We start from the raw sequence: 26329 nt of genomic DNA on the forward strand, positions 1-26329 counted from the left end.
GCGGCACCCCGGTCACGCACCCTGACGTGTTGTTATCTAAGACCCCCCGGTATTATTTCTAATTACCGGCCGCTAACCGCCATTGGGGCCGCGCCCGGCCGTGGCCCCGCCCCCCCACTCAAACGGCGGCGCACGGCCAGGGCGTGACGGGACCCGCGCCGGGCCGGTGTCAGATGTCGGTGACGCGGAGGCCGGCGTGGGCCTTGTAGCGCTGGTTGACGGAGATCAGGTTGGCGACGAGGGACTCGACCTGGTGAGCGTTGCGCAGCCGTCCGGCGTGGACGCCCCGTATGCCCGGGATCCGCCCGGCCAGGGCCCGTACGGTCTCGACGTCGGCGCGTTCCTCGCCCAGGACCATGACGTCGGTGTCGATCCGGTCGATGGCGGGGTCCTGGAGCAGTACGGCGGAGAGGTGGTGGAAGGCGGCGGTGACGCGGGAGCCGGGGAGCAGGGCGGCGGCCTGTTCGGCGGCGCTGCCCTCCTCCGGCTTCAGCGCGTAGGCGCCCTTCTTGTCGAAGCCGAGGGGATTGACGCAGTCGACGACGAGCTTGCCGGCCAACTCCTCGCGCAGCGCTTCCAGGGTGGCGCGGTGGCCGTCCCAGGGCACGGCGACGATCACGACATCACTCCGTCGGGCGGTCCCGGAGTTGTCCGCGCCCTCGATGCCGAGGCCCAGCGCCCCGGCGACGGCCTCGGCGCGATCGGCCGCGCGTGAACCGATGATCACCTTCTGGCCGGCCTTCGCCAGGCGGTAGGCCAGGCCCTTGCCCTGCGGGCCGGTGCCGCCGAGCACGCCCACGACCAGTCCGGAGACGTTGGGCAGCTCCCACGGATCCTTCGCGGCGGCCTTGGAAGGGGTGTTGTGAGCGGGGTGGTGCGTGGTGGACATGGACAACCTTGCGGTGAGGGGGGCGCGGGTCCGCCCCGAGGGGGGAGGCGACGGGAGGAGGTGGTGAGGAGGCGAGGGGGCTTACTCGGCGAGTGCGTCGGCCGGACGCTCCACACGGGGCATGAGCGCGGAGACGAGGACGCCGAGGGCCGCCATGGCGGTGAGGAGGTAGTAGCCGTTGGTGAACGCCGCGTCCTGGTAGAAGGCGATCCCGTTCACGACGCTGGACTGGTTCGACATCACGACGAACACCAACTGGAGCCCCAGGATGGCGATGACGGCGCCGAGCATGCCGCTCAGTCCGTTGGCGGGGGCCTGGTCGTCGGGCCCGACCACCGACACGATCATGGCGTTCGAGGTGCCCTGGATGACACCGGTGCCGATGGCGAGCACGATGCCGGTGAGGATGATCTCGGTGGCGGTGCGGTGGTACAGCGCGCACAGGAGGAGCCCGGCGGTCATCGTCAGACTGCCCGCGAGCCACACCGCGCGCGGCGGTACCGTGCGCAGTACGTACCCGGTCAGCAGACCCGCCACGACCCACGCCAGCGCGGCCGGTATGCCGATCAGGGCCAGATGGGTGAGGCTCCAGCCGAGGCTGGCGGACACGTGCGGGATCGCGGGGAACAGCGCCAGGAACGTCAGGACCGTGGGCGCGATGTTGGAGGTGCCGACGATGAGCGCCGGCCCGGTCAGCACGGTGGACACCGACCGGCGGCCCAGGATCCGGACATCGAAGATGGGCCGCGGTGCGCGCAGTTCGACCACCACGAAGAGGGCGAACAGCGCGCAGCCCCCGATCAGGCAGCCCAGGATGCCCGCGCTGGTCCAGCCCCAGTTTCCGCCCATGCCGACGCCGATGGCCACGACGGAGGTACCTGTGCCCAGGAGGATTCCGCCCGGCCAGTCCAGGCCCGCCAGAGTGCCGCGGACCGGTGTCTCCGGGATCAGGGCGATGCACACGACGGAGAGCACGGTCACTCCGGCCATCGTCCACAGCACGCTGCGCCAGCCGTGGTGCTCCATCAGCAGGCCCGCCACAAGCGGGGACGCCAGGGAGGCGCCGCCCATGACGGCACCGATGACGGTGTAGACGTTCGCCACGCGCTCACGCGGGAAGAGGTCGCGCACGGAGGCGAAGACCAGCGCGGCGACCGGCCCGTAGAAACCCGCCAGGGCGCGGCCGACGAGCATGACCGCGTAGTTCGGTGACAGCGCGACGACCACGTCACCGGCCAGGCCGACGCCGATCAGCACGAGCATGACCTTGCGCTTGCCGTAGATCTGGCCGAACCGCATGGCGAACGGTGTGATCGCCAGGGTCACGATGAACAGCGTCACGCTGAACCAGGCGATGTGCGTCGTACGGAAGTGCTGGGCCACGGCCGCCTGCGCGTTGCCGCTCATGGTGCCCACGATCGCGATGACCTGGGCGGGCCAGGTCACGGCGGCGAGAAGGTACAGATAGCGCCCGCGGGACATCGGCAGCGGTTTCCCGGCGGCGGCTTCGGGCGAGGTGACTGCGGTCATGGTGCGGCTCCTGTTGTCTGGGGGAGGTCTCCACCTGGGAGGCATCCCGGAGTGCCCGTACGGGTGCCTGTACGGCCGCGCGCGGTGCGCCGAGCGGGTCGGAGGAGCGGGCCCGTGTCGGCGGAACGATCCTTCGGAACGAGGCTGTTTATTCATCATGATGATTACAGTGAGATTGCCCGCTGTCCTCGCAACAGGTCAAGAGGCATGCAGCCAATCAATATGATGTTTGCCTGACGGCGACCTCGAACGCCGGACTCTCGAACGCCGGGCTCCCCAGCCGCGGGTGGGTCCGCGGCGGCGGCACGCGCGCTCGGCCCAGCACCCACCCATCGCGGAACACCGCATCGCCAGAAGTCTCCGGAGCGCCCGCACGGATAACGGCCCCCACCCGGCTTGCTCGGGGTGGGGGCCGTTGTTGTGTCCGGTGTCAGGGTGTGGGGTTGCGGACGTCGCGGCCTCGGCGCGCCCACGCGTCCGGCGCCGCCATGACCGGTGCACACTGCTGACCGGCGCACACTGCCGCAGGATAGACGCGTCCGTCGGAAGGACAAGTGCCGTTCGAGGTGGCGGGGCCGCTGGTCCAACGGTTCGGACCGGTCGGGAAGCGATGTCGGACCCGGCTGGTAGAAGTTCTCCGCAATGGAGTTCCGCAATGGAGTTCCCCAGCCGAGGAGTTGCCGTATGAGCGAGCTATTCGTCAGCAGGACGCACATCGACGCGCTGCTGACAGCGGCTCTCAGGTGGAGCGAATCGTATGAGTCCTGGCAGCGGCTGACCGTCTCCGGGGAGACGTCCGCGCTCGGTGCTCCTGACAGCCGGGCCAGGGTCGTGGTGAACGCGGAGAGCGCCGATGAACTGGGGCGGATCATCTGGGTGTATCACATCGAGTACTGCGAATGGGATGAGGACATCCTCGCCGAGGCCCGTGCCTACGTTTTCGACGCACTGCCCGGGGAGCCCGACCCGGTGGTGATCCTGCACGCCATCGCCTTCTACATGTACCAGACCCAGGCCGAGACACTCGAAGACTGGTCGGACACCCTTCCCTGCCAGTTCATGTTGGGGCTGAAGGACATGGCCATTTCCCGGCTTCCTGACATCAACAGGGTGCCCTGGGGGCTGGACGACCGTGACATCTTCCTGAAGTGGGCGGCCCGCACACCTCGCTGACATACGCGGCGAGGTGTGCGGTCACACTCCGTGGCGACGGAGCCAGCCGAACGCCCGCTGCCACCCGTCGGGCGCGGCGACGGGGCTGTAGTCGTCGCGGTAGTCGGCGTGGAAGCCATGGACGGCTCCGGGGTACACGGTGAACTCCACCTCGGGAGCGTCTGCCGGACGGGGCTCCAGCGTGTCGGCGACAGCGTCCAGGCGATCAAGAATACGCGGCCACGGGCAAAGTCGCAGGTTCGCCGGCTCTGATGCGATCCGCGTAGCGCCTGGTTCTACCGCTGTGGCCCTGTCGCACGTCCATCCCTCGGATCCCGGTCCTTCGGCGCGCGTCCGCGTGGCCGGGGCTCGGCTGACAGCCCCGTCGTGATCAGGCCCACCGTGCGGCGGGTCGCCGCGACCACATGGTCCGAGACGCCGTCGCCACCCGGCACCATCACAGACACCGCGCCGGTGTCGCGCGGCGAAATCCGCAGGGGGGCGGCGACACAACTGACATACGGGTCCGCCTCACCCGCGTCCAGCACGGGGCGCATGTCCCCCGAGCGGGCCGCGTCCTGGGCACGGATAAGCGCCAGCCGTTCAGCCCTGAGCCCGGTAGCGGCCGGGAGGTCGTCGCGCACCGCCATCCCGGGGGCCGGCTCGACGGCCAGTGGCCGTACGCCCGGCAGGACCTCGACGATCAGACTGGCCGGCCTGGTCACCGAGCGTGGTGGCAGCATCCGCGTCGGGGTGGACGTCGACGAGATCCTTGTACGGGACGGCCGTGCCGTCGGCGTGCGGACCTCCGACGGGGCGACGGTCAGGGCGAGTGAGGCGGTCGTCGTTTCGACACCCCCGGACCTCCTCTACGGCCAGCTGCTGCGGAACGTACCGGGCATCCCCCAGGAATACGCAGCCAGGCCGGGGCCTATCGATACCTGCGCGGCTGCTTTCAGATCAATCTCGCCCTGTCCGCCCGGCCTCGGTTCACCGACAGCCGGCTCGACCAGGGCGGTGCCATCAATCTCGGACGCGGTGTGAACACGCTTGTGACGTCCGTCCGGCAGGCCGAGGCCGGTGTGCTGCCGGAGCATCCGTCCGTCTCCTGGCACGAACCGACCGCCGTCGATCCTTCTCGCGCTCCCGCGGGACACGCCGTGGTACGGCTCCAGGCGCTCGACGTACCGCACAGCCCGTCCGGGGACGCCGCGGGAACTTCCTACGGGTCCGACGGATGGGACCTGGCGACGGCGGAGGCTTTCGCGGACCGGGTCGTCGCCGAGGCCGAGTTGCACGCGCCGGGCTTCGCCGACCTCGTCGTGGAACGTCACATCACGACGCCCGCCGGCCTCGCACTGCACAACCCCAACGCCGGGCCCGGTGATCACGCCCAGGGAGACAACTCGCTGGTCCAGGCATTCACGGGGCGCCCCATGGCGGCTCACCGCGGGGGGTATCGCACCGCTGTCCCCGGCCTGTGGCAGATCGGCGCCGCGACCTGGCCGGGCCCCGGTGTCAGCGGCGCCTCCGGCCGGAACATCGCCCGCCTCCTCACCCGTGCCCAGGCACCGGCTGACGCGCCTGCCGATCTGCCTCGCACTTCTCTTTCGCTGTCCCCTGTTCGGAAGGCGTCCCCTGTTCGGAAGGCGCGTCAGGCGGGCTGAGGCCCGGCACCGACGGCAACGTGTACGTCACGGAATGCCGACCGGGCAGCCGCGAAAGCGTGCACGAAAGCGTACAAAGGAGCACACCATGACGACGACCACGATGCGGGCGATCGCCTCCTACAGGGGACTGCCGGTCGACGACCCCGAGAGCCTCCAGGACGTCAAGGTTCCCAGGCCGGAGCCACGGCCCCGCGACATCCTGGTCCGGGTCCAGGCGGTGTCGGTGAACCCGGCGGACGTCAAGAGCCGTATCGCCCTCGAACCGACCGCCGACCCGCGGATTCTGGGGTTCGACGCGGCAGGCGTGGTGGAGGCGGTCGGCCCGGAGGTGGGCACACTGTCGGTCGGCGACGAGGTCTGGTACGCGGGTGATGTCACCCGCGCGGGGGCCAACGCGGACCTGCACGCCGTGGACGAGCGGATCGCCGCCCGTAAGCCCGCTTCTCTGGGCTTCGCCGAGGCGGCCGCCATGCCGCTGACCACGATCACCGCGTGGGAGACACTCTTCGAGCGTTTCGGGCTGACCGCCGGCTCCACCGGGACGCTGCTGGCGCTGGGCGGGGCCGGCGGCGTCGGGTCGATCATGATCCAGCTCGCCAAGGAACTCACCGCGCTCCGTGTGCTGGCCTCCGCCACCCGGCCGGAGTCGCAGAAGTGGGTGAGGCAGCTCGGCGCCGACGGGATCGTCGACCACCACCGTCTCGTGGAGTCCGCCGGCGAGATGGCCCCCGAAGGGCTCGACTATCTGTTCAGCCCCCACTCACACGGCAACATCGAGGCATTCGCGCGGATCGTACGGCCCTTCGGCCACATCACCGCCATCGACGAGCCCGCGGGGCTCGACCTGCTCCCGCTCAAGCCCAAGAGCATCGCCTGGCACTGGGAGCTGATGTTCACCCGGTCCATGTACCGGACCGACGACATGGGCGAGCAGGGAAAGCTCCTGGAGACCGTCGCCGGACTGGTCGACGCCAAGCGGATCCGTACGACCCTCACCACGACCGTCGACGACTTCTCGGCCACCGGCATGCGCGAGGCTCACCGGCTGGTCGAGTCCGGCCGCACCACCGGCAAGGTCGTCGTCGCCCGCTGAACCGGCTCGGACCGGTCCGAGCCCCGCGCCACACAGGTGGGCGGCCCCGTCCACTTGGCCGGCGGTCACCCTGGGCCGCTGACCGGTGGCTGAGCGTTTGCCGTCGACGAGTCGGTGTCTTAACGTCGGAGCCAGGCTCGGCGGCGTTCACACGAGAACGGCTCGGCCGAAGCGTTTCTGGTGGACGAGCAAGCATCCTGATCGCCTTCCCACCGAAGGGCGGAGACATGCTTCTACGTCGTCGCACCCTTGTCGCACGCCGTGCCCTCGTCTCGGCGGCGGCCCCCGTGGCTCTGACACTGCTGCTGTCCGGCTGCACCCTCGATGCGGCCGTCGCGCCCCGGGCCGTCCCCGAGGCGTTCGGTGGCGGCGCGGCCGGTGAGCGGCTGGAGCCCGTCGCCTCGTTCTACGGTGCCATGCCGACCGGGGTGACCGTCTCCCGTACCGGCAGGATCTTCGTGAACTTTCCGCACTGGGGGGACAAGGTCCCCTACTCGGTCGCCGAGATCCGCGACGGGAAGCCTGTCGCCTACCCGGACCAGGCGGTCAACGTCGCCGACACCGGCGACCCCGTCCGGCATTTCCTCGGCGTCCAGAGTGTCGTGGTCGACGCCTCCGACCGGCTGTGGGTCGTGGACACGGGACGTATCGAATGGGCGGACGCCCCCGTCGGGGGCCCGAAGCTGGTCGCGGTGGATCTGCGGACGAACAAGGTGGTCCGCACCATCGTCTTCCCCGCCGCGGTGGCGGGGCCCCGCAGCTTCATCAACGACGTCCGCTTCGACCTCACCCGGGGGAAGGCCGGCACCGCGTACCTCACGGACGCGTCCACGGACGGTCCGAACGCTCTCATCGTCGTGGACCTCGCCACCGGTGAGTCCCGGCGCCGGCTGAACAACGACCCCTCCACCCGCCCCGTTCCCGACTTCGTGCCCACGGTCGAGGGACAACCCCTGCTCAACCGGCCGGCGAACGGGCCCACCAGTCCCATCAACGTCGGGGCCGACGGCATCGCGCTGAGCCCCGACGGAAAGTGGCTGTACTACTGCCCGCTCTCCAGCCGCACCCTGTATGCCGTGAGCACGGAGGCGCTGACCGACTTCCGCCGGACCGACGCGCAGGTCGCGTCGACCATCCGTAATCTCGGCAGGAAGGGCATGTCCGACGGGCTGGAGACGGACAGCGCGGGACGTGTCTACGGGGGTGACATCGAGCGGAACGCGCTCGTCCGCCGCGAAACCGACGGGCAGTACCGCGTCCTCGTCCGCGACGACCGGCTGATCTGGCCGGACACCCTGTCGGTCGCCTACGACCACTACCTCTACGTCATGGCCAACCAGCTCAACCGCCAGGCGGTCTACCACGAAGGCGTCGATCTCCGGCGCAAGCCGTACACACTCTTCCGCCTTCCGATCGACAGCGGTCCCGCCCGACGCTGAACCGGTCCCGCCCGACGCTGAACCGGGCGCGACCGGTCGCGCCCCTTCGATGCCAGGTGCTGCCGCCGTACCAACGCGGCTGTCGCGGCCGGCTTCCTGTGACGCCCACCGTAGGGCTCACCCTTGGACGGTGGGGCGGACGACGAGTTCGTTCACATCGACGTCGGAGGGCTGGGTGATGGCGTAGTGGACCGCCTCGCCGATCGCGGCGGCGGGGATCGCGATGCTCATCTGGCCGGTGACCGCGTCCTTGACGTCCTGGTCGCCGATGGTGTCGATCAGCTCGCTCCGGGTCAGGCCGGGACTGATCACGGTGACCCGCAGCTCCCGGCTCTCCTGGCGCAGGCCCTCCGACAGTGCGCGGACCGCGTGCTTGGTGGCGCTGTAGACGGCGGCGGTCGGGTCGACCCGCAGTCCTGACACGGAGGCGATGTTCACGATGTGTCCGGCGCCCTGGGCACTCATGATCGGCAGGACGGCGGCGATGCCGTGCAGGACTCCGCGCAGATTGACGTCGATCATGAGGTCCCACTCGTCCGTGCGCAGCGCGTCCAGCCGTGACAGGGGCATCACTCCGGCGTTGTTGACCAGGACGTCGACGCGGCCGTAGCACTCGTGGGCGGCCGCGACGAAGGAGCGCACACTGAGCGGATCGGTCACATCCAGGGTGTGCGGCAGAGCGCTGCCGCCATCGGCTTCGATCTCCTTGGCGAGGGCGGCCAGGCGCTCGGTGCGGCGGGCGCCGAGAACGACACGGTGCCCGGCGGCGGCCAGCCGTCTGGCGGTGGCTTCGCCGATGCCGCTGCCGGCCCCGGTGATCAGCACCACTTTGGACGCGGCGGTGGTGGGGAGGGCGGTGGTGGGGAGGGTCATGCGCGGTCCTTCGGGATACGGGTCGGCCGCGTGCCGTGCCGACCTGGGCTTTCAGGGTGCTCCCGCTCCGGCCGCGGCGGCAGGACGGGCCTTCCTGGGTGCGGCACTCCCTGGAAGCGGCGGCGTACGATTCCGGACATGACCGGCAATGAACTGGGTGATTTCCTACAGGTGCGTCGCTCGCGTGTCAGCCCGGCGGACGTGGGGTTTCCCGCTTCCACGGGACGCCGTGTCAGCGGACTGCGGCGCGAGGAGGTCGCCGTCCTGGCCGGGGTCAGCGCCGACTACTACGCCCGCCTGGAACAGGGCCGCGAACGCCACCCCTCCGGCCAGGTCGTCGACGCCCTCGCGCGGGCGCTGCGCCTGGACTCCGATGCCTGCTGGCACGCCTACCGCCTGGCCGGGCTCGTGCCGAAGCCCGATCACCCTTCCCCGGACGAGGAGAAGGTCGCCGGGGGTCTGCTCCAGCTGATGGACGCCTTTCCCGCCGCGGTCGCCTATGTTCTCAACCGACGCATGGACGTCCTGGCCTCGAACGTCCTTGCCGACGCGCTGCTCTCGCCCTTGACGGATCCGCGTGCGATGGTGCGTTCGCTGTTCCGCGACCCCGCGGCCCGGGAACTGTTCGCCGACTGGCCCGCCGTGGCCCGCGACGCCGTCTCCGCCCTGCGGCTGGCATCAGGACACGAGCGACACGAACGACACGAGCGGAACGAGCGGAACGAGCGACACGACGCCGGAACGACCGCCCTCATCGCCGAACTCCTGCGGGACAGCGAGGAGTTCGCGGCACTGTGGGGATCTCACGACGTGGGGCGCCTCGGCAGCAAGACCAAGACGTTCCACCACCCGGTGGCCGGCCGCCTCACCCTCACCTACCAGGCCTTCGAGGTGCAGGACGCCCCCACCCAGTCCCTCTTCGTCGGTACGGCCGAGCCCGGCAGCCGTGACGCCGAGGCCCTGGCGAGCCTGCGCCCGATCGCCCGACATGGGTCGTGAGGCCCCCCGAGGGTAATCATCCCGGCTGTTGAATTCCAGACAGTGAACCTCTTGACTTCATGGCTTGATTTGGCTGACTGTTGCTCTCGAACGCAAACCGGTTTGTAAGCGAGGAGCGCAGATGGAGGAGATGGGTGATGCGCCTACGGCGTCGTCCAGGCAAACCGGTTTGGATGTTGCCGGAGCGACTGGACCGAAAGGGCCCGCGACCATTTCGGATGTCGCCGCGCGGGCGGGAGTGAGCAAGACGACCGTCTCGCATGTGCTGTCAGGACGGCGGCCCGTTTCCGAGGCCACCCGCCGCAAGGTGATGCGTGTGGTCGAGGAGATGGGGTTCCAGCAGAACTTCTTCGCACTCGGTCTGTCCGGCCGCCGCAGCCAGACCGTCGCACTGGTCGTCCAGGACCTGACCAACCCGTTCTATCCCGCCCTCGCGCGTGGTCTTCAGCAAGCGGTCGGCAAGCGCGAGTACGTCGTCCTGCTGGCGGACGTCGGAGCCGGCACACCACCGATCGAGGCTTTCCTCAACGAGGCCGTCCAGCGCCGGGTGGACGGGGTGGTCGTGGCCGCCGTCGACGTACCGGACCGCATGCTGGAGCCTCTGCTCGCCTCGGGGGCCCGTGTGGTGACCGTCGGCTCACCCCGCCACGGGACATCGACCGATGTGGTGTCCTCCGACGACGAGAGGATCGCCGCCGACGCGGTCGCCCATCTGTACGGTCACGGCCATCGGACGATGGGCATCATCTCCGGACCCATCCGCGTCGCTCCCGGTTCGGCACGCCTCGACGGCTACCGGCAGGCTCTGCGCGATCACGGCCTGCGGCCCCTGCGGGCGGCCGAGGCGGTGGGGGACTGGACGAGGGAGTCCGGGGCCAAGGCGATGAACCTGCTGATGGACCTGGAGCGGCGGCCCACGGCGGTGTTCTGCGCCAACGACCTGATGGCGATCGGAGCCCTCGATTCGGCCCGTTCGCTCGGTCTGTCCGTTCCCTCGGATGTCGCCGTCCTGGGTGTGGACGACATCGACGCGGCCAGCCTTGTCAGTCCTTCCCTGACCACGGTGCGGGTCCCGGCCCAGGAGATCGGGCGGGTGGCGGGAGAACTGCTGCTCGCCCGGATAGACGATCCCTCCGGAACGCCGCGCCGCGTCCTGGTCCAGCACCATCTCGTTCACCGTGAATCTGCCTGAGGAGCTCACAGCTCGTGCACGACGTACTTGACCCACGTGATCTCGTCCCCGACGAGGCCGAACAGCTTCTGTCATCGGGCTACGCCGCCGGAGAACTGCTGGACGCGGCCCGTCGGGCCGCCGCGGTCGACGACCTCGCGGAACTGGCCTCCATCGCGGAGGCACTGGCCGCTCTGCGGCGCTCCACCGGCTGGGACCACGACGAACCGTCCGACGCGGAGGAGATATGGGCGGCCCTCGCCCCGCCGTCACCGCCCCGGCCCGTCCTCGCGGACCAGCTTCCCCGCCGTCTCGCGGGTGCCTGGCTGGGACGGTGTGTGGCCAACACGATGGGCAAGCCCGTCGAGGGACTGACGCGGGACGAGGTCGCCGTCTACCTCCGGGCCGTCGGCCAATGGCCGCAGACCGGGTTCATCCCTCTGCTGGACGAACTGCCCGCCGGGGTCAGCCACCTGCATGAATCCGCCCCGTACGCGGCGGCCGGGCGCTTCGACGCCATCCCGCGGGACGACGACCTGGACTGGACGATCCTCGGCCTGCACCTGCTGGAGACATACGGGCGCGGCCTGACGACAGAGGACATAGCCCACGAGTGGCTCGACCGCATACCCTTCACCCAGACGTTCACGGCGGAGCGGGCCGCGTACCGCAATCTCGTCCGGGGCCTGCGGCCGCCGCACACGGCCACCCATGACAACCCGTACCGCGAGTGGATCGGCGCGCTGATCCGGACCGACGTCTACGGCTACGTCCAGCCCGGCAAGCCACGTGCCGCGGCAAGGATGGCGCTGACCGACGCGGTTCTGTCACACACCGCCAACGGGATCTACGGCGCGATGTGGTCGGCCGCACTGGTCGCCGAGGCACTCGTGTCCACCGAGCCGATCGATGCCCTGAGGGGCGCGCTCTCCGTCGTCCCACCGCGCTCGCGGCTCCACAGAAGCCAGGCCGAACTGCTGCGCCTGGCCGAGCGGGGGGCCGACGGAGAAACGGCGCAGCACTGGATCGACAGCGAACTGGGCGGCTACAACTGGGTACACACCGTCAACAACGCCGCCATCATCGCCGCCGCCCTCCTCTGGGGTGAGGGGGACTTCGTCCGCAGTGTCGGCCTCGCCGTCGGCGCCGGCCGTGACACCGACTCGACGGCGGCCACGGTCGGCAGTGTCTTCGGCGCCCTGCACGGTCCGGACGCCATACCCGGCCGACTGGTGGAACCGACCGGGGGAGTGGTCCGCAGCGCCGTACGCGGCTTCGACCGGATCACCGTCACCGAACTCGCCGCACGGACGGAAGCCGTTCGTATCGCCCTCGAACAGGATGTGCCCGCATGACCGCCACACGCAGAATCGTGATCGACACCGACCCCGGTCTGGGTGAACCCGGATCCGACATCGACGACGGCCTGGCCATCGCGCTGGCCCTGCGCTCGCCCGAACTGACCGTCGAGGCACTGACCGTCGTCAACGGCAACGTCGACGTCGACACGGGAGTCGACGTCGCCAGACGTCTCACCCGGCGACTGGGGCACCCGGACCTCCCCGTCCTGCGCGGCGCCGACCGGCCACTGCTGCGCGACATGGCTCCCCTGCGCGCGCTCTTCGACGACGTCGTCGGTGACCGTCCCGCCGTCCCCACGGCGGCGGACGACCGGCTCGGACCGACCAGCGACCTCACGGCCGCCGCGTATCTCGTGGAACTGGCTGCCGCGTATCCGGGCGAGATCTCGGTGGTCGCCATCGGCCCCATGACCAACCTCGCGCTGGCGCTGCGCCTCGACCCGGGATTCGCGCGGAACGTGGCGGAAATCGTCATGATGGCGGGATCCGCCACCGGGTACGCCCAGAACATCACCGTCGTCGGCGACTTCAACGCCTATGTCGATCCCGAAGCGCTCGCGATGGTCCTCGCCAGCGGCGCGCGGCTGCGGATGGTGGGCATCGACCAGACCTCCCGGGTGCGGCTCACCCGCGACGACGCCGCCACTCTGTCCCGCGGTGACTCCTTCGGCCGCTGGGCCGGAGAGTGCGCACTGGCCTGGATCGACTTCCTGGCCAGGGCCTTCCCGCTGCGCGAGGAACACCGGGACGCGTGCTTCCTGCACGACCCCCTCGTGGTGGCGGCCGTCCTCGATCCGTCCCTGTGTACGTGGGCCGACGCCCATGTCGCCACCGACACCACCAGCGAACTGGCCCGGGGCCTGGTCGTGGCCGACCGCGGACTCGCCCTCGCCCCACCACCCGGTCCCCCCAACGCCTCGGTCGCCGTCGACACCGACGTGCCTGGCTTCGGCCATCTCTTCCTCGATCGCCTGACCGGTACTCCCGCCGGCGATTGACCGCAATCCCCATGACCGTCAGAGAGGACCGTCATGAAGCTTCCCACCCTTCCCCACCCCGCGCGGACCGGAACACGACTCGTCGTCGGCGCGATCGCCGCGGCCCTGCTGGTCACCGGCTGCGGATCCGGTTCCGACACATCCGGCGGCGCACAGCAGCCCGAGGGGCTCACCACCGCCGACGGCCTCAAGGACCCGGACACACCGGTCACCATCACCTACGCCGGTGCCGCGTATTCGGCCGATGACATCAAGCCCGTACTCGCGGCCTTCCACAAGGAACACCCGAACATCACCGTCGACTACCAGGCGGTTCCGTTCGACCAGTTCAACAGTGTGCTCAGCACACGCCTGAGCCGCCGGGACTCGACCCTCGACCTCTTCGACGTCGACATGCCCCGTACCGACGCCTACCAGGCACGGGGCTGGCTCACCGATCTGTCCAAGGCGTTCCCGGACATGGCGGGCAAGGTCGACAAGACGTCACTGGACGCCGCGACCAGCGACGGAAAGCTTGTCGCGATGCCCTTCCAGACGTCGAGCCAGCTTCTCTACTACAACAAGGCGCTGCTCAAGAAGGCCGGTGTGCCCTTCCCCTCCGCGAAGCCCGCCGACCGGCTGACCTGGGAAACGGTCACCGCCGACGCCAAGAAGACCCAGCAAGCGGGTGCCAAGTGGGGCCTGCTGTTCGACCAGGTCAACCGTTACTACCAGTTGCAGCCCCTCGCCGAGAGCCTCGGCGGCGGCTCGGGCGCCGGTGGTACCGGAAACCTCACGCCCGCACTGGAGAACGCGGGCTGGGAAAAGGCGATGACCTGGTACGGCTCCCTGTACAAGGACAAGATCTCCCCTCGCGGGGTACCGGTGGCACAGACTCCCGACCTCTTCGCCTCCGGCCAGGTGGCGTTCTTCCCGGGCGGTCCGTGGTGGGCTACCCAGTTCACCGCCGACGCCAAGCTGGACTTCGGCGTCACCGCCTACCCCTCCTTCGAGGGCGGCAAGGCCGTCACCCCCACCGGCGGGTGGTCCCTCGGACTGAATCCCGCGGGCAAGCACGCGGTCGCCTCCGAGATCTTCATGAAGTACATGGCGCTCGACAACGGTGGATTCGCCCAGCACATGTCCAGCCTCGCCGTGCCGCCCTCCAGCACAGCCGGCACGGCGGCCTTCTACGACCAGAAGGTCTTCAAGGACCCCCGCATGGAGGGCGCCGTCGAACTGACCAAGTACGAACTGGCGAACACAGCCACACTGCGGGCCAGGACCGCCGGCTACGTCGAGTTCGAGGACACACTGTCCAAGACCTTCGACGACATCAGCAACGGCGCCTCCCCGGCCAGTGCGCTCTCCTCCGCCACCAGCACGATCAACGAGGCGTGGGCCAAGTACCGCTGAGCCTCTCGTCCGGATCCCGCCGGGCTCGCGTGCCTTGGTGCCGCGTCTCATCCAGCCTGATCCAGACGGAAGACTCCCACCCATGCGAACCGGCCGGCCGGGGTGAGCCGACAGACCCCGGCCGGCGGGAGGGACACCCGCAATGACACTCACAACGCACCCTCCGGAAGCCGGAGAGACAGCTCCGCCGCCACAGCGCGAGGGCAGCCTTCACCGGCGCAGGCTCGTGGGCAACCTCAGCGCGGCGGCCATCTTCCTGACGCCCGCTCTCGCGCTCATCATCGTGCTGCGGCTCGTCCCGGTCATCCAGGCCGTCAACGACGCCACCCACACAAGCCTCCCCGGCAGCACGCTGCCGCCACGCTTCGTGGGCCTCGACACCTTCACGGCGCTCTTCTCCTCCCACGCCTTCTGGTCCTCCGTCCAGCAGACCCTGATCTTCAACGTCATCGTCAACCCACTGCAGATCGCGCTGGCACTCGCCCTCGCGGTGCTCCTCACCCAGAACCTGCCGGCCACCGGCATCTGGCGCACACTGATCTTTCTGCCCGCCGCGGTCCCGATGACCGGTTCCGCGGTGGTATGGGGGATCGCGCTGCGCCCGGACGGCCCCGTCAACGCGGCGCTCGCCGGGGTCGGCATCCACCAGCAGCCCTTCCTCACCGGACAGGGACAGGTCGTCGCGAGCCTCATCCTCATCGCCAGCTGGATCGGCGTCGGCTACTGGATGATCTTCCTCATCGCAGGTCTCAACGACATCCCGACCGTGTATTACGAAGCCGCCGCGATCGACGGAGCGGGGCCGCTGCGCCGCTTCTGGTCGGTGACGCTTCCCCTGCTCCGCCGGCCGCTGCTGTTCGTCCTGGTCGCCGACACCGTCTCGAACTTCGTCCTGTTCGCGCCCATGCAGATCCTCACCGACGGGGGGCCGCAGGGAAAGTCCAACTTCCTCATGTACGACATCTTCCACAACAGCTTCGAGCTCGCCGATCCGCACACCGCCGCGGCGGAACTCCTTGTGCTGCTCGCCCTGATGATCGTCATCGTCGCGGTCCAGTTCCGGCTGCTGCGCAGCGCCGAGGAGAGCTGATCATGAACCGCACCCCACTCCAGGACCCCGGCCCGTCCGCGGCCCCGGCACCCAGCCGCACCGGCCGTGTCGTGCTGGCCGTCATCGCCGTCGTCGTAGGCATCGCCTTCCTCCTGCCGGTCCTCTGGCTCATCGCCAGTACGTTCCGCAGCGCCACCGAAACCTTCGCCAGCAGTTCCTCCTTGAACTGGCACATGCTGTGGCCCGAGCACTGGACCCTCGAGAACATCCAGTCAGCGATCGACAACGGCTTCCTGCGCAATCTCTCCAACAGTGTGATCGTGGCCGCCCTGACCGTCGTCCTCGGCATCGTGATTTCCGCGATGGCGGCCTTCGCACTGGCGGTGGTCGACTTCCCCGGCCGTAAATTCGTCTTCGGTATGGTCGTGCTGAGCTTCCTCGTGCCCTTCGAGGCCATCGCCATCCCCTTGGCACACACGTTCAGCGACTGGGACCTCACCAACAGCCTTCCCGCCCTTGTGCTGCCCGGACTCGGGAACGGACTGGCGATCTTCACACTCCGTCAGTTCTTCCTGGGAATCCCGCCGGAACTGGCCGAAGCGGCACGTGTGGACGGTGCCGGATGGCCCCGTATCTTCCTCAGGATCTACCTTCCGCTGACCCGCCCGGCGCTCATCGGTACCGGTCTGATCCTCTTCCTCTTTCAGTGGCAGGCCTATCTGTGGCCCATCCTTGTCACCACCACTGACGGCAAGGACCTCGCTCCCGTCGCCATCGCCAAGACCTTCAACGCGTTCAGCAGCGACTACGGCCGCGTCTTCGCCGAGACAGCCGTGCTGGCAGTCATTCCCGCCGTGATCCTGCTCGCTCTGCAGCGCTACTTCGTCGCATCAGTCGCCACCACTGGGAGCAAGAATTGACCCGCGTAGCCGTGGTCGGATCCGCGAACCTCGACCTCGTCGCCCATACCCCTCGTCGCCCTGCCCCGGGCGAGACCGTCCTCGGCACCGCCTATCTCCAGCACCCGGGCGGAAAGGGCCTCAACCAGGCGGCCGCGGCGGCGACCGTCACCACGACGGCGTTCGTCGGCCGCCGCGGATCCGACGACGCCGGCCGGGCGCTGGAGGCCGAGCTGATACGGCGAGGGGTCGACGTCTCCCAGTTCCTTGCCCTCGAAGGACCCAGCGGTCACGCCCTCATCACGGTGACGCCCGACGGTGAGAACAGCATCACCGTGCTCCCCGAGGCGAACCGCCTGTTGCTGCCCGCCGACGTCACGCGCGCACTCGACATCCTCGCCCCCCAACTCGTCCTCAGCCAGCTGGAGATCCCGCAGGCGACCACCGAGGCCGCGGCACGGTGGTCGGTGACTCATGGCGCACGGCTGATGCTCAACGCCAGCCCCAGCGCCACCCTGCCCGAACACGTCCTCGCCGCCGCGGATCCCCTCATCGTCAACCTCACCGAAGCACACCACCTGACCTTCGCCGAAACACCGGAGGAATCCGCGAACCTCCTTGCGGAACGGTGTGTTTCCGTCATCATCACACTCGGTTCCGACGGCTCTCTCGTCGTGGAGAAAGGGCGGACCACACACCTTCCCGCGTCAAGGCTGACACCGGTCGACACCACAGGAGCCGGTGATGTGTTCGCCGGTGTCACAGCGGCTCACCTCGCCCACGGGACCAGCCTCGTCGAAGCGGCACAACACGCGACCCTCGCGGCGGCCCAGGCCATCCGGACACCGAGGTCCAGCCGATAGGGGCACCCCCGGCGTCCGCGCCCTGCTCCACACCGGAAGACTTGGACATGTCTTTCACGGTCTGTGACAGTGAAGAGAGAAGCCGGATCGAGCCCGGAGCGCCGAGAAGGAGGGAACGGTGACGAGAACCTTGGTGGACACCCACCCTCAAGCCCGGAAAAGGCGGCCCCATCATGCGTGCCTTGCGATTCGACCACTTCGGCGATCCCCATGTCCTGCACCTGGACGACCTGCCCGACCCCGTGGCGCGGCACGGTAACGCTGTCATAGCCGTCAAGGCTGCCTCGGTGAATCCCTCGGATCTGAAGAACGTCGCAGGCCACATGGAGGAAACGACCCTTCCCCGTATCCCCGGCCGCGACTTCTCCGGGGTCGTCGTGGACGGACCGCATGACTGGATCGGCGCGGAGGTCTGGGGCACCGGCGGGGACATCGGCCTCTCACGCGACGGTTCGCACGCGGAGCTGCTCGCCGCTCCCGCGGCGGCGCTGGCGCGCAAGCCGGAGCGGCTGAGCTTCGAGGAGGCCTCGACCGTAGGAGTGAACTTCGTCGTCGGCTGGCTCGGCGCGGTCGAAGTCGCACAGCTGACCACGGGCGAGAACATCGCCGTGTTCGGTGTTTCGGGCGGTGTAGGCGGCGCCGTCGCCCAGATCGCGCGGGCCCGTGGCGCGCACGTGATCGGCGTGGACCGGACACGGCCTGCCGACGGCACCCCGGCCGCTTCGATCATCGAGGAGTTCATCGCGTTCGACGGCAGCCCGCAGGACATCGGGTCCCACGTCAAGCGGCTCACCGCCGGCAAGGGGGCGGACGTGGTCTACGACGCGGTCGGTGGTGTCACGACCCAGGCAGCGCTGGCCTCGCTCACTCACGGCGGCCGGCTCGTGGTGATAAGCGCGGTCGGCACTCGGACAGTGGAGATCGACCTCGTCGACCTCTACCACAACGACACCCGGATTCTGGGCTGCAACAGCCTCAGCCTTGATGTCACCGAATCCGGCGCGCGACTCGATTCGCTCACGCCGTACTTCGAGTCCGGACAATTCCGTCCCCTCCCCATCAAGGACCGGTACAGCCTGGACAACGGCATGGCCGCCTATTTCGCGGTCGAGAAGGGGATTCGAGGCCGAGTGGTGATCTGTCCCTGAATCACCGCGGGAGGCTCTCCGTGACGACACCCTCACCGAACACCCTCACCGAATCAACCCAGATCGCGATTGCCGTCCGCCGTTGATTCGCACGGTTTGACAAAGGATCGTGGCGGTCCAGACTTGAGTTTGTGGGGAATGGCCCGAGGCCCGGTCTGTCGATCACACCGATTTCGCGGCGATGACATGGCGCCGCGCCACCGTGACGGGTCGGAGGGAGTACGAGCACACCTCGGACGGAAGGCTGAGCAATGGCCATTGCCAGAACACCTCAGAATCCGAAGAGCGGCATCCAGCAAGATGAGCCACTGCTCCGGCGCGGCAAGCTGGTGAGACCGGGCGAGGGCATCTCGATCTGGTGGATGGGTGACGACCGGATCACCTTCGGCGCCGTCAGCGAGGACACCGGGGGCGAATACGCGTTCTGGGTCGACTATCCACCGGCCGGCACCGGTCCGCCCAGACACGTCCACTCACGTGAGGAGGAGGGCTTCTTCCTGCTCCGCGGGAAACTCGAGTTGAAGGCGGGGGGACTGCACACCACGGTTGGCGACGGCGCGTTCTTCGCGGCGCCGCGCGGTGTCCCTCATGAGTGGCGCAATGTCGGGGACGACCGTGCGGAGCTCCTCACCTTCACCACGCCGGGCGGTAACGAGGGCTTCTTCCTGGAGATGGGTGCGCCGGGCGGCGAGCCTCCAAGCGCACATGGCACGCTGCCGATCCAGGAGATCAACGCACGGAGCCCGCGCTACGGCGTCACCTACCTGGAAAGCGGCTCCGATCCGTCCAAGGGACTTCTTCAGAGCGGTGCGGGACGAGGTCCTACCCTGCAACTCGCGGATGAAGGCGAGCGCTGGTACGCCGCCGGAGCGACATACACCATCAAGGCGGCGGGTCTCGCGACCGCGGCCGGCTACACAGCCGTCGAGATCACGCTCGAACCGGGCGGCGGCATGCCGGCCCACCGTCATGCCCGCTATGAGGAAGCCTTCTACGTCATGGAAGGAACCGCCACCGCACTGGTCGACGGAGACGCGTACGAGGCCTCTGCCGGAACGCTGTTGCTCGTGCCCTGGGGGATACACCACCAGGTGCGGAACCACACCGATCACATCGTCAGGCTGTTCAATCTGACGGTGCCCGGCGGGATCGAGGAGTACTACCGCTGCGCGTGCCGTCCGCTCCCCGGTCCGGGCGGCGACCCGGACGGAGACCTGAAGCGGCTGAGGGTGGTCGGGAGGAAGTTCGGCATCGACGTCGACACCGACGAGGGTCCGTTCGCCTAGGGAATTCGGGTTCTGCGCTCTTCTTCGCGGAATGCGTGCCGATCCGAGTTCTCCGCAAGGAAACCAAATGTACCCGCGCGGTCACGCTGTCGACTGAGAGACAGGTACCGGCACCGGCAGTACCCTTGAAATGAAGTCCAGGCGCACATCGTTCGAGTGCCGGGTCATGGCTTGGCCGTAGTTTCCCAGCCGATGTGTCCATGCGATCGGAAGGATGAAGTGATGGCGACGGACGCAAATTTTGTGACAGGCAGCAGCGGCCTTATCGCGGTCGACAAGGTTGGGAATCGTGTCCTGTTCCTGGACCCGGTGACGTACGAAACGGAGTTGACGCTCGAAGGCTTCGCGCCGAGGGTGCACGAGCTTCTCATCTCGCCCGATCACCGCTTCGCGTATGTCCCCATCTACGGTGACGGTATACACGGGGGCAATGCCCATCCGGGCCATCTGATCGCACGGTTCGACCTGGAGGAACGGCGGCATGCCGGCGACTTCAGCATAGACCCGTATCTGGCCCCGCACGGCCTGCGCTGGGGAGCGGACGGCAAGCTGTACTGCGTGTGCGAGAACAGCGGCGTGATGCTTGAGCTGGACCCCGAGAACGGCTCGATCGAGAATGTGACCGAAGTGGGCTCCAACAAGGCACACCGTATCGAGGTGCTGCCGGACGACAGCAAGCTCTACACCGAGAACGAGGAGGACACGTTCGCCTCGGTCGTCGATCTGGCCAAGAGGCGTGTGGTCAAGAAGATTCCCACGCCGAACGGCCTTACGGGAATCGGTATGTCACCTGACGGGGAGACGGTTGTCCTCGTCGACGCGCAGCAGCCCCAGATCTTCGTCGTCGACACGGCCTCGGACGAGATCCGTTCGACGATCGGACTCGACGGGCACGAGAAGGCAGCCCAGATCGCGTGCTACAGCCCCGACGGCAAGTACCTCGTGGTCACGAACTTCGAGACGCCGGTGGCCACGGTCTTCTCCGAAGGCCTCAAGTCACAGTCTCTTCTGCACCTCGGTCAGGGCCCCATGGACATGGCCTTCCACGAGGACGGGGAAACGGTGCTCATCGCGAATCACAACGAGGGCTCACTGGCCGTGTGCAATCTCGAACGCGGTGAGGTCCTGCGTACCGTGCAAGCAGGTGTCGGCGTCGAGACCCTCTCGTTCTTCTAGAGGTCCTGCCATGACTGACTGGAAAAGAGAAGCCGAGTCGGGCTCGCACACGATCAGCGACTTTCGATTCGATGACGGACATCGGCTCGATGTGACCATGGCGTATCACACACTCGGGTCCTTGAGCGCGGACGCCGACAACGCTGTGATGCTTCTGCACGGCACGACCGGCTCCGGGCAGCAGTTCCTGCAACCGTCGATCGGCGACTTCCTGTTCCGGAGCCACCAGCCCCTCGAACTGGACAGATTCTTCGTGATAATGCCGGACGCCATCGGTCACGGGCGATCAAGTCGGCCCAGCGGCGGACTCGGACCGGACTTCCCGCGCTACGGCTATGGCGACATCGTCGAGGGGCAATACCGTTTGCTGGTGGAGGGGTTGGGCATCCCGCGACTGCGGCTGCTGCTCGGCACCTCGATGGGTGGGATGCAGACCTGGATGTGGGGTGAGCGGTATCCCGCCATGGCGCAGGCGCTGATGACGGTCGCCAGCCTTCCCGAGCGCATCACCGGACGGAACCTGCTGTGGCGAAGGATGCTCATCCATCTGATCGAGTCCGATCCCGGATACAGCGATGGCCGTTACGACGAACAGCCGGCCGGCCTCGGCCACGCGATGGCCCTGTTCCAGCTCATGACCGGGAGTTCGCGACAGATGGCGTCGGATCTGCACTCCATCGATGCCGCCGACGCACAGGTCGGCCGAGCCGAGGCGCAGGCGTTGGACGGCGAAGACGCCAACGACGTCATCTGGGAGTTCGACGCGTCCCGTGACTACGACCCGGCGCCCGGACTTCATGCCATACAAGCACCGCTCCTGGCAGTCAACTTCGAGGACGACGAGCTCAATCCCGTAGAACTCGGAGGTCTCGAACAGGCCATGACCAGCGTCGGTCATGGACAGGGCGTGACGCTTCCGGCCGGCCCGAAGTCGCGAGGGCACCAGACGCTCCACGTCGCCGAGGTCTGGTGCGACTATCTCGCCGAACTGCTCGCGAAGACGGGCTGATACCGAAGACGGACTGATACCGGGGGGCGCGTACGGATGCCTCCGGCCTACTCGACGCCGAGCTGGCGCAGGTTGGTCTTGGCGAGTTCGAGGATCTCGTCTCCTCGGCCGGAGAGAACGGTCCGGGTGGCGAACAGGGTGAAGCCCTTGAGCTGTTCGAGGGTGATTTTCGGGGGCAGCGACAGCTCGTGCTGTTCGGTGCGTGCGTCGATCAGCGCTGGTCCGTCGTGGGTGAAGGCCGCGCGCAGGGCCTCCTCCAGTTCGTCGGCGCGTTCGACGCGCGCTCCGAACAGGCCGGCGGCACGGGCCTGGGCGCTGAAGTCAGGGTTCTGCAGATCTGTGCCGTAGGTGGTGATGCCCGCGGCTGTCATCTCCAGCTCGACGAAGGACAGCGCCGAGTTGTCGAAGACGACGATCTTCACCGGGAGATTCAGCTGGCGCAGTGTGATCAGCTCGCCGAGCAGCATGGCCAGGCCGCCGTCACCGGACAGGGCTACCACCTGGCGGCCGGGATGACTGGCCTGGACGCCGATCGCGTGCGGCAACGCGTTGGCCATCGAGCCGTGGTTGAAGGAGCCGATGAGCCGCCGCTCGCCGTTCATGCGCAGGTAGCGGGCCGCCCACACCGTCGGAGTCCCCACGTCGGCGGTGAAGACCGCGTCCCGCGCCGCCAGCCGGTTGATCGCGGCGGCGACATACTGCGGATGCATGGGGGAGTCGGTCGGCCTGGCCTCGGCCAGCTGGTCAAGGTGGGCCCGCACCCGCCGGTAGTGACCGGTCACCTTCTCTACGAAGCCGTCGTCCGTCCGACGCTCCAGCAGAGGCAGCAGTGCATGTGCGGTGTCCTTGACGGTCCCCACCAAGGGGACGTCCACCGGTGTGCGGCGGCCGATCTGCTCACCGCGTACGTCGACCTGCACGACGGGGACGTTCTCCGGGTAGAACGACCGATAGGGGAAGTCGGTGCCGAGCATCAGCAGCGCGTCGCAGTGCTCCATCGCCCGGTAGCCGGAGCTGTGGCCGATCAACCCGGTCAGGCCGACGTCGTAGGGGTTGTCGTACTCCAGGAAGTCCTTGCCGCGCAGTGAATGGACCATCGGTGCCTTCAGCGCCGCGGCCAGGGCGACCGCCTCGTCATGGGCGCCCGCGCAACCCGCCCCGCCCAGAATGGTGACTCGTTCGGCGGTGTTGAGGACGCGAGCCGCCTGCGCGAGCGAACGGTCGTCCGGGCGGATGAGCGAGGCCGACCTGAACACCGGGCGCGGTCTCGGCGAGGAGGCGGCACGGTCGAGGAACAGCTCGCCGGGAATGACCACCACCCCGACGCCATCGCGCTCCAAGGCGGTGCGCATGGCGATTTCCATCAGCCTCGGCACTTGCTCGGGGACGCTCGCCATCTCGCAGTACACACTGCACTCGCGGAACAGCTCCTGCGGGTGTGTCTCCTGGAAGTAGCCCCCACCGATCTCCACGCGCGGGATATGCGCGGCGATGACGAGCACCGGAACCCGGCTGCGCTGTGCGTCGAACATGCCGTTGATGAGGTGCAGGTTGCCAGGGCCGCAGCTGCTGGCCGCGACGGCGAGCTCGCCGGTGACGCCTGCCTCGGCGGCGGCAGCGAACGCGGCGGCCTCCTCGTGCCTCACATGCTCCCAGGCGATACCGCCGTCGCGGCGCAGGGCGTCGGTGAACCCGTTGAGGGAGTCTCCCGGCAAGCCGTAGATCCGCCGCACACCAGAGGCCTTGAGCGTAGCGACCATGGCATCCGCGACTGTAAAGGCCATCAGTTCCCCTTGGACTGGAGGTTCCCGGGTGAGGAGAGTGTGAACGCCGCTGCCCGGCTCTGCCCGAACACGGTTGCCGACTTTGCCCGTTACGCGACAGTGAAAAGCCTACGAAGGTCCCTCTCCGCCGCCACTCGGCGTATGTCGTCTGCCGAGCCGCCCGTTGTGGCGACGTTGCCCCCTGCCTCTCCCCAGCGACGGCTGCCGTCATCGGGAGCCGCCCGCGAGCCGCAGCTCCTGAGCAGTCGGCGCGCACCCGCCCGAGCTCTGGCGACCGCGGCACAGTCGCCCGATCGGACGCGCCCTTCCGGATCGCCTCGTGCGTCCGAGGCCGGGTGCGTAACGGCGAGGTGGCGCGGACCAAGTGGAGGATGCACAGCTTGCGGACCGGACCGGAGGGAGTTGTACTGAACACACGGATCCGGTTGGCATCGGCATGGGCAGCGGGACACATCGAGGTGCCGGTCATGCTGCGGCGCGAGAGAAGAAGTGACCATGCGGTATCGGTATCCACGTCTCATCAGCAGAGAACGTTCCCCGCGCGCGGCAGGTGACGCTGTCGGCCGGGGCGCCGGCGGTACCAGCGCCGGCCTGTTCGCTCTCCGTGTTGTCATCGGAGGTCTGGTCGCCGCCCACGGTGTGCAGAAGACGACACACTGGCTGGGCGGAGAGGGCCTGGCAGCCGGTGCTGAGGAGTTCCGGCGCGACGGGTTCCGCGGCGGCCGGCTCACCGCGGTGGCGGCCGGTGGCAGTCAGGCGGGCGGGGGCCTGCTGCTCGCGGCCGGCCTTTTGACACCGCTCGCGGTGGCGGCCGTGGCCGGCGTCATGACCGTCGCGGTCACGGTGAAGATCCCGCACGGGCTGTGGGTACAGAATGACGGATACGAGTATCCGCTGGTCCTGGTCCTGTCCATGGCCGCCATCGGGCTCACCGGGCCGGGCGCCTGGTCACTCGACGAATTGGCCGGCATCAACTGGCCCGCGTCCGCGGGCATCGTCGGCTGTGCGGCCGGCGTACTCGGGGGCCTGGCCACGCGACGTGTGCTGTGGCGGGCGAGCCCACCGCCCACCGCATGAGATGCCATAGGTGATCCACAGCTCTCGGCCAGGACATGATAATCAATCAATGCAAGCGGAAAGAGGAGCTGGAGGCGTCGAGCGCGATCGGGATGTGTCCCTCGCGCAGCTCCCAGGGAAACGGGCCGTCGAAGGAGCGCAGTCCTCGATGACACAGCGGTTCATCTGTGAGCAGTTCGCGGGCCTCGTCGAGGCTATCGGTGTTGAGGATGGTGAGTCCGTCACCGACCTGCACACCTGGTTCGATGAACGGACCTGACGCCCAGAGGAGCCCGCGCCTTTCCAGTTCGACCATATACCGGAGGTGTTCCGCGACGTAGGGCGTGATGTCGGCGTCTTCGGCGGTCTTGCGGTTGATCGCCACGAACAGCCGCTTCCTGGTCATGGGAGCGAGGAGTTGCTCTACGGTCTCGTCCGTCGTGGACATGTGGATGCTCCTACTGGTCAGCGGCTTATGGTCACTTCAAGTCGAAGTTCGGGGCGCGGGGCGGGGTGAAGGGCAGCGTGTCGGAGCGACAGGGCTCCGGTAGGACAAGGGCTCTCATCACACCAACTCACCTTTACCGGAGCGCCTTTACCGGAGCACCGTTGCCGGTCGAGTCTGCCATGCCCGATTCCTTTCTATCCGATTTCGGGGGATTGGTGTCGGTGTTGTACCGCCGAGTGGTACCGCATCACTCATCCGCTTTCGGCAGAAGGACTCCCCATGCACAAGCTGCTGACTGACGCGGTCCGCACGCTCGTCCCGCCCAGGGGAGACCGGCACGGCCCGCTGCCGCCCCTCATGCTGACGCTGACCGTGGTGACCGGTCTCGTCGACGCGGTGAGCTACCTGGCGCTCGGGCACGTCTTCGTCGCGAATATGACCGGCAACGTGGTCTTCCTCGCGTTCGCCCTGGCGGGAGCCAAGGGCCACTCCGTGGTCGCCTCCGTCGTCTCGATGGCCGCGTTCCTCGTGGGCGCGCTGGCGGGAGGACGGGTCGTCACCCGGTTCGCCGCACACCGCGGGCGGCTGCTGACCATGGCCACGGCACTGCAGGCGGTGCTCTTCGCCGTGGCTGTCGTCATCACCGCGATGACTCACGGCGGAGTGACCACCGCGGTTCAATACACCACGATCGTGCTCCTCGCCCTCGCCATGGGACTCCAGAACGCGGTCACCCGGCGCCTCGGCGTCCCCGACCTGACCACGACCGTCCTCACCTTCACCTTGACGGGACTGGCCGCGGACTCCACCCCTGCCGGCGGGTCAGCACCCCGGCCCGGCCGACGGATCCTGTCCGTGCTGGCCATGTTCCTCGGAGCCCTCGCCAGTGCCGAACTCGTGCTCCACGCCGAACTCACCCTCACCCTCGCCCTGGTCCTCGGGCTGGTGCTGCTCGTGGTGACCTCTGTGACCACCCATCGTCTCTCGGCCTCCGACGCCGCCTGGACCAGGCCGTAGTCGTGAACGCGGCGTCGGCCTC

Annotated in this window: 25 protein-coding genes; 18 read left to right on the forward strand and 7 right to left on the reverse strand. The window is 68.4% G+C overall.

Annotated features, from left to right (window positions below; genetic code table 11):
• Nucleotides 1-169 precede the first annotated feature (169 nt).
• Together npdG and ACWGDX_RS04855 are read right to left on the reverse strand one after the other, a co-directional pair.
• The gene (npdG, locus tag ACWGDX_RS04850; protein WP_453622296.1) at nucleotides 170-889 is read right to left on the reverse strand and encodes an NADPH-dependent F420 reductase; all 720 of its coding nucleotides are present in this window, start codon (nucleotides 887-889) and stop codon (nucleotides 170-172) included.
• Nucleotides 890-970: 81 nt separating this feature from the next.
• Nucleotides 971-2419, reverse strand: a complete 1449-nt coding sequence (locus ACWGDX_RS04855) for an MFS transporter (protein ID WP_453622297.1) — start codon at nucleotides 2417-2419, stop codon at nucleotides 971-973.
• Nucleotides 2420-3103: 684 nt separating this feature from the next.
• Here ACWGDX_RS04855 and ACWGDX_RS04860 point away from each other — a divergent pair.
• A complete protein-coding gene (locus ACWGDX_RS04860) occupies nucleotides 3104-3592 on the forward strand; it encodes a hypothetical protein (RefSeq protein ID WP_453622299.1) in 489 nt (162 codons plus the stop codon).
• Between the two features lie 21 nt (nucleotides 3593-3613).
• On the opposite strand, the gene ACWGDX_RS04865 is transcribed toward ACWGDX_RS04860, so the two are convergent.
• Together ACWGDX_RS04865 and ACWGDX_RS04870 are read right to left on the reverse strand one after the other, a co-directional pair.
• The gene (locus ACWGDX_RS04865) at nucleotides 3614-3742 is read right to left on the reverse strand and encodes a dienelactone hydrolase family protein (RefSeq protein WP_453622301.1); all 129 of its coding nucleotides are present in this window, start codon (nucleotides 3740-3742) and stop codon (nucleotides 3614-3616) included.
• A 125-nt stretch (nucleotides 3743-3867) separates the two neighbouring features.
• Complete coding sequence (locus tag ACWGDX_RS04870; RefSeq protein WP_453622303.1) at nucleotides 3868-4314, reverse strand: hypothetical protein; 447 nt, start codon at nucleotides 4312-4314, stop codon at nucleotides 3868-3870.
• A gap of 297 nt (nucleotides 4315-4611) precedes the next feature.
• Between ACWGDX_RS04870 and ACWGDX_RS04875 the strand changes: the two genes are divergently transcribed.
• From ACWGDX_RS04875 to ACWGDX_RS04885, 3 genes are all read left to right on the forward strand, one after another.
• Nucleotides 4612-5238 (forward strand): phytoene desaturase family protein, encoded by a 627-nt coding sequence (locus tag ACWGDX_RS04875; RefSeq protein WP_453622305.1) that lies wholly within the window; start codon nucleotides 4612-4614, stop codon nucleotides 5236-5238.
• A gap of 88 nt (nucleotides 5239-5326) precedes the next feature.
• Entirely contained in the window at nucleotides 5327-6334 is a 1008-nt protein-coding gene (locus ACWGDX_RS04880) for a zinc-binding alcohol dehydrogenase family protein (RefSeq protein WP_453622307.1), read from the forward strand.
• A 227-nt stretch (nucleotides 6335-6561) separates the two neighbouring features.
• A complete protein-coding gene (locus tag ACWGDX_RS04885; protein WP_453622309.1) occupies nucleotides 6562-7773 on the forward strand; it encodes an L-dopachrome tautomerase-related protein in 1212 nt (403 codons plus the stop codon).
• 117 nt (nucleotides 7774-7890) lie between these two features.
• On the opposite strand, the gene ACWGDX_RS04890 is transcribed toward ACWGDX_RS04885, so the two are convergent.
• Nucleotides 7891-8646, reverse strand: coding sequence for an SDR family oxidoreductase (locus ACWGDX_RS04890; protein WP_453622311.1), 756 nt, complete (start codon nucleotides 8644-8646; stop codon nucleotides 7891-7893).
• A gap of 138 nt (nucleotides 8647-8784) precedes the next feature.
• On the opposite strand from ACWGDX_RS04890, the gene ACWGDX_RS04895 reads away from it, so the two are divergent.
• From ACWGDX_RS04895 to ACWGDX_RS04950, 12 genes are all read left to right on the forward strand, one after another.
• Nucleotides 8785-9645 (forward strand): helix-turn-helix domain-containing protein, encoded by an 861-nt coding sequence (locus tag ACWGDX_RS04895; protein WP_453622313.1) that lies wholly within the window; start codon nucleotides 8785-8787, stop codon nucleotides 9643-9645.
• A 130-nt stretch (nucleotides 9646-9775) separates the two neighbouring features.
• On the forward strand, nucleotides 9776-10837 hold the full coding sequence (locus ACWGDX_RS04900; RefSeq protein ID WP_453622314.1) for a LacI family DNA-binding transcriptional regulator: 1062 nt from the start codon (nucleotides 9776-9778) through the stop codon (nucleotides 10835-10837).
• A gap of 14 nt (nucleotides 10838-10851) precedes the next feature.
• A complete protein-coding gene (locus ACWGDX_RS04905; RefSeq protein WP_453622316.1) occupies nucleotides 10852-12171 on the forward strand; it encodes an ADP-ribosylglycohydrolase family protein in 1320 nt (439 codons plus the stop codon).
• Nucleotides 12168-13175, forward strand: coding sequence for a nucleoside hydrolase (locus tag ACWGDX_RS04910; protein WP_453622318.1), 1008 nt, complete (start codon nucleotides 12168-12170; stop codon nucleotides 13173-13175). Before ACWGDX_RS04905 ends, ACWGDX_RS04910 begins: the two co-directional genes overlap by 4 nt.
• A gap of 33 nt (nucleotides 13176-13208) precedes the next feature.
• Nucleotides 13209-14570: an ABC transporter substrate-binding protein gene (locus ACWGDX_RS04915; RefSeq protein WP_453622320.1), complete on the forward strand. Its 1362-nt coding sequence runs from the start codon at nucleotides 13209-13211 to the stop codon at nucleotides 14568-14570.
• Between the two features lie 142 nt (nucleotides 14571-14712).
• On the forward strand, nucleotides 14713-15660 hold the full coding sequence (locus ACWGDX_RS04920) for a carbohydrate ABC transporter permease (protein ID WP_453622322.1): 948 nt from the start codon (nucleotides 14713-14715) through the stop codon (nucleotides 15658-15660).
• 2 nt (nucleotides 15661-15662) lie between these two features.
• Complete coding sequence (locus tag ACWGDX_RS04925) at nucleotides 15663-16541, forward strand: carbohydrate ABC transporter permease (RefSeq protein ID WP_453622324.1); 879 nt, start codon at nucleotides 15663-15665, stop codon at nucleotides 16539-16541.
• Nucleotides 16538-17383 (forward strand): ribokinase, encoded by an 846-nt coding sequence (locus ACWGDX_RS04930; RefSeq protein WP_453622326.1) that lies wholly within the window; start codon nucleotides 16538-16540, stop codon nucleotides 17381-17383. Before ACWGDX_RS04925 ends, ACWGDX_RS04930 begins: the two co-directional genes overlap by 4 nt.
• 173 nt (nucleotides 17384-17556) lie before the next feature.
• Nucleotides 17557-18531, forward strand: a complete 975-nt coding sequence (locus ACWGDX_RS04935) for a quinone oxidoreductase family protein (protein ID WP_453622328.1) — start codon at nucleotides 17557-17559, stop codon at nucleotides 18529-18531.
• A gap of 251 nt (nucleotides 18532-18782) precedes the next feature.
• Entirely contained in the window at nucleotides 18783-19817 is a 1035-nt protein-coding gene (locus ACWGDX_RS04940; protein WP_453622330.1) for a cupin domain-containing protein, read from the forward strand.
• A gap of 222 nt (nucleotides 19818-20039) precedes the next feature.
• Nucleotides 20040-20993 (forward strand): hypothetical protein, encoded by a 954-nt coding sequence (locus ACWGDX_RS04945; RefSeq protein WP_365902996.1) that lies wholly within the window; start codon nucleotides 20040-20042, stop codon nucleotides 20991-20993.
• A gap of 10 nt (nucleotides 20994-21003) precedes the next feature.
• Nucleotides 21004-22002 (forward strand): alpha/beta fold hydrolase, encoded by a 999-nt coding sequence (locus ACWGDX_RS04950; RefSeq protein WP_453622333.1) that lies wholly within the window; start codon nucleotides 21004-21006, stop codon nucleotides 22000-22002.
• A 47-nt stretch (nucleotides 22003-22049) separates the two neighbouring features.
• Here the strand turns inward: ACWGDX_RS04950 and poxB are convergent, their stop codons facing one another.
• Complete coding sequence (gene poxB / locus ACWGDX_RS04955) at nucleotides 22050-23786, reverse strand: ubiquinone-dependent pyruvate dehydrogenase (protein WP_453622335.1); 1737 nt, start codon at nucleotides 23784-23786, stop codon at nucleotides 22050-22052.
• Between the two features lie 495 nt (nucleotides 23787-24281).
• On the opposite strand from poxB, the gene ACWGDX_RS04960 reads away from it, so the two are divergent.
• The gene (locus tag ACWGDX_RS04960; RefSeq protein WP_453622337.1) at nucleotides 24282-24863 is read left to right on the forward strand and encodes a DoxX family protein; all 582 of its coding nucleotides are present in this window, start codon (nucleotides 24282-24284) and stop codon (nucleotides 24861-24863) included.
• Between the two features lie 46 nt (nucleotides 24864-24909).
• Here the strand turns inward: ACWGDX_RS04960 and ACWGDX_RS04965 are convergent, their stop codons facing one another.
• A complete protein-coding gene (locus ACWGDX_RS04965) occupies nucleotides 24910-25290 on the reverse strand; it encodes a YciI family protein (RefSeq protein ID WP_453622339.1) in 381 nt (126 codons plus the stop codon).
• Nucleotides 25291-25569: 279 nt separating this feature from the next.
• Between ACWGDX_RS04965 and ACWGDX_RS04970 the strand changes: the two genes are divergently transcribed.
• Complete coding sequence (locus tag ACWGDX_RS04970) at nucleotides 25570-26307, forward strand: YoaK family protein (RefSeq protein ID WP_453622341.1); 738 nt, start codon at nucleotides 25570-25572, stop codon at nucleotides 26305-26307.
• The last annotated feature ends 22 nt before the right edge of the window (nucleotides 26308-26329 follow it).

The sequence above is a fragment of the Streptomyces sp. NPDC055025 genome (assembly GCF_053608565.1).

Excerpts from the sequence above, each read along its gene's own strand:
- npdG (WP_453622296.1), bottom strand. The coding sequence starts at position 889 with ATGTCCACCACGCACCACCCCGCTCACAACACCCCTTCCAAGGCCGCC.
- ACWGDX_RS04855 (WP_453622297.1), bottom strand. The coding sequence starts at position 2,419 with ATGACCGCAGTCACCTCGCCCGAAGCCGCCGCCGGGAAACCGCTGCCG.
- ACWGDX_RS04860 (WP_453622299.1), top strand. The coding sequence starts at position 3,104 with ATGAGCGAGCTATTCGTCAGCAGGACGCACATCGACGCGCTGCTGACA.
- ACWGDX_RS04870 (WP_453622303.1), bottom strand. The coding sequence starts at position 4,314 with ATGCTGCCACCACGCTCGGTGACCAGGCCGGCCAGTCTGATCGTCGAG.
- ACWGDX_RS04880 (WP_453622307.1), top strand. The coding sequence starts at position 5,327 with ATGACGACGACCACGATGCGGGCGATCGCCTCCTACAGGGGACTGCCG.
- ACWGDX_RS04885 (WP_453622309.1), top strand. The coding sequence starts at position 6,562 with ATGCTTCTACGTCGTCGCACCCTTGTCGCACGCCGTGCCCTCGTCTCG.
- ACWGDX_RS04890 (WP_453622311.1), bottom strand. The coding sequence starts at position 8,646 with ATGACCCTCCCCACCACCGCCCTCCCCACCACCGCCGCGTCCAAAGTG.
- ACWGDX_RS04895 (WP_453622313.1), top strand. The coding sequence starts at position 8,785 with ATGACCGGCAATGAACTGGGTGATTTCCTACAGGTGCGTCGCTCGCGT.
- ACWGDX_RS04900 (WP_453622314.1), top strand. The coding sequence starts at position 9,776 with ATGGGTGATGCGCCTACGGCGTCGTCCAGGCAAACCGGTTTGGATGTT.
- ACWGDX_RS04910 (WP_453622318.1), top strand. The coding sequence starts at position 12,168 with ATGACCGCCACACGCAGAATCGTGATCGACACCGACCCCGGTCTGGGT.
- ACWGDX_RS04915 (WP_453622320.1), top strand. The coding sequence starts at position 13,209 with ATGAAGCTTCCCACCCTTCCCCACCCCGCGCGGACCGGAACACGACTC.
- ACWGDX_RS04920 (WP_453622322.1), top strand. The coding sequence starts at position 14,713 with ATGACACTCACAACGCACCCTCCGGAAGCCGGAGAGACAGCTCCGCCG.
- ACWGDX_RS04925 (WP_453622324.1), top strand. The coding sequence starts at position 15,663 with ATGAACCGCACCCCACTCCAGGACCCCGGCCCGTCCGCGGCCCCGGCA.
- ACWGDX_RS04935 (WP_453622328.1), top strand. The coding sequence starts at position 17,557 with ATGCGTGCCTTGCGATTCGACCACTTCGGCGATCCCCATGTCCTGCAC.
- ACWGDX_RS04940 (WP_453622330.1), top strand. The coding sequence starts at position 18,783 with ATGGCCATTGCCAGAACACCTCAGAATCCGAAGAGCGGCATCCAGCAA.
- ACWGDX_RS04945 (WP_365902996.1), top strand. The coding sequence starts at position 20,040 with ATGGCGACGGACGCAAATTTTGTGACAGGCAGCAGCGGCCTTATCGCG.
- ACWGDX_RS04950 (WP_453622333.1), top strand. The coding sequence starts at position 21,004 with ATGACTGACTGGAAAAGAGAAGCCGAGTCGGGCTCGCACACGATCAGC.
- poxB (WP_453622335.1), bottom strand. The coding sequence starts at position 23,786 with ATGGCCTTTACAGTCGCGGATGCCATGGTCGCTACGCTCAAGGCCTCT.
- ACWGDX_RS04960 (WP_453622337.1), top strand. The coding sequence starts at position 24,282 with ATGCGGTATCGGTATCCACGTCTCATCAGCAGAGAACGTTCCCCGCGC.
- ACWGDX_RS04965 (WP_453622339.1), bottom strand. The coding sequence starts at position 25,290 with ATGTCCACGACGGACGAGACCGTAGAGCAACTCCTCGCTCCCATGACC.
- ACWGDX_RS04970 (WP_453622341.1), top strand. The coding sequence starts at position 25,570 with ATGCACAAGCTGCTGACTGACGCGGTCCGCACGCTCGTCCCGCCCAGG.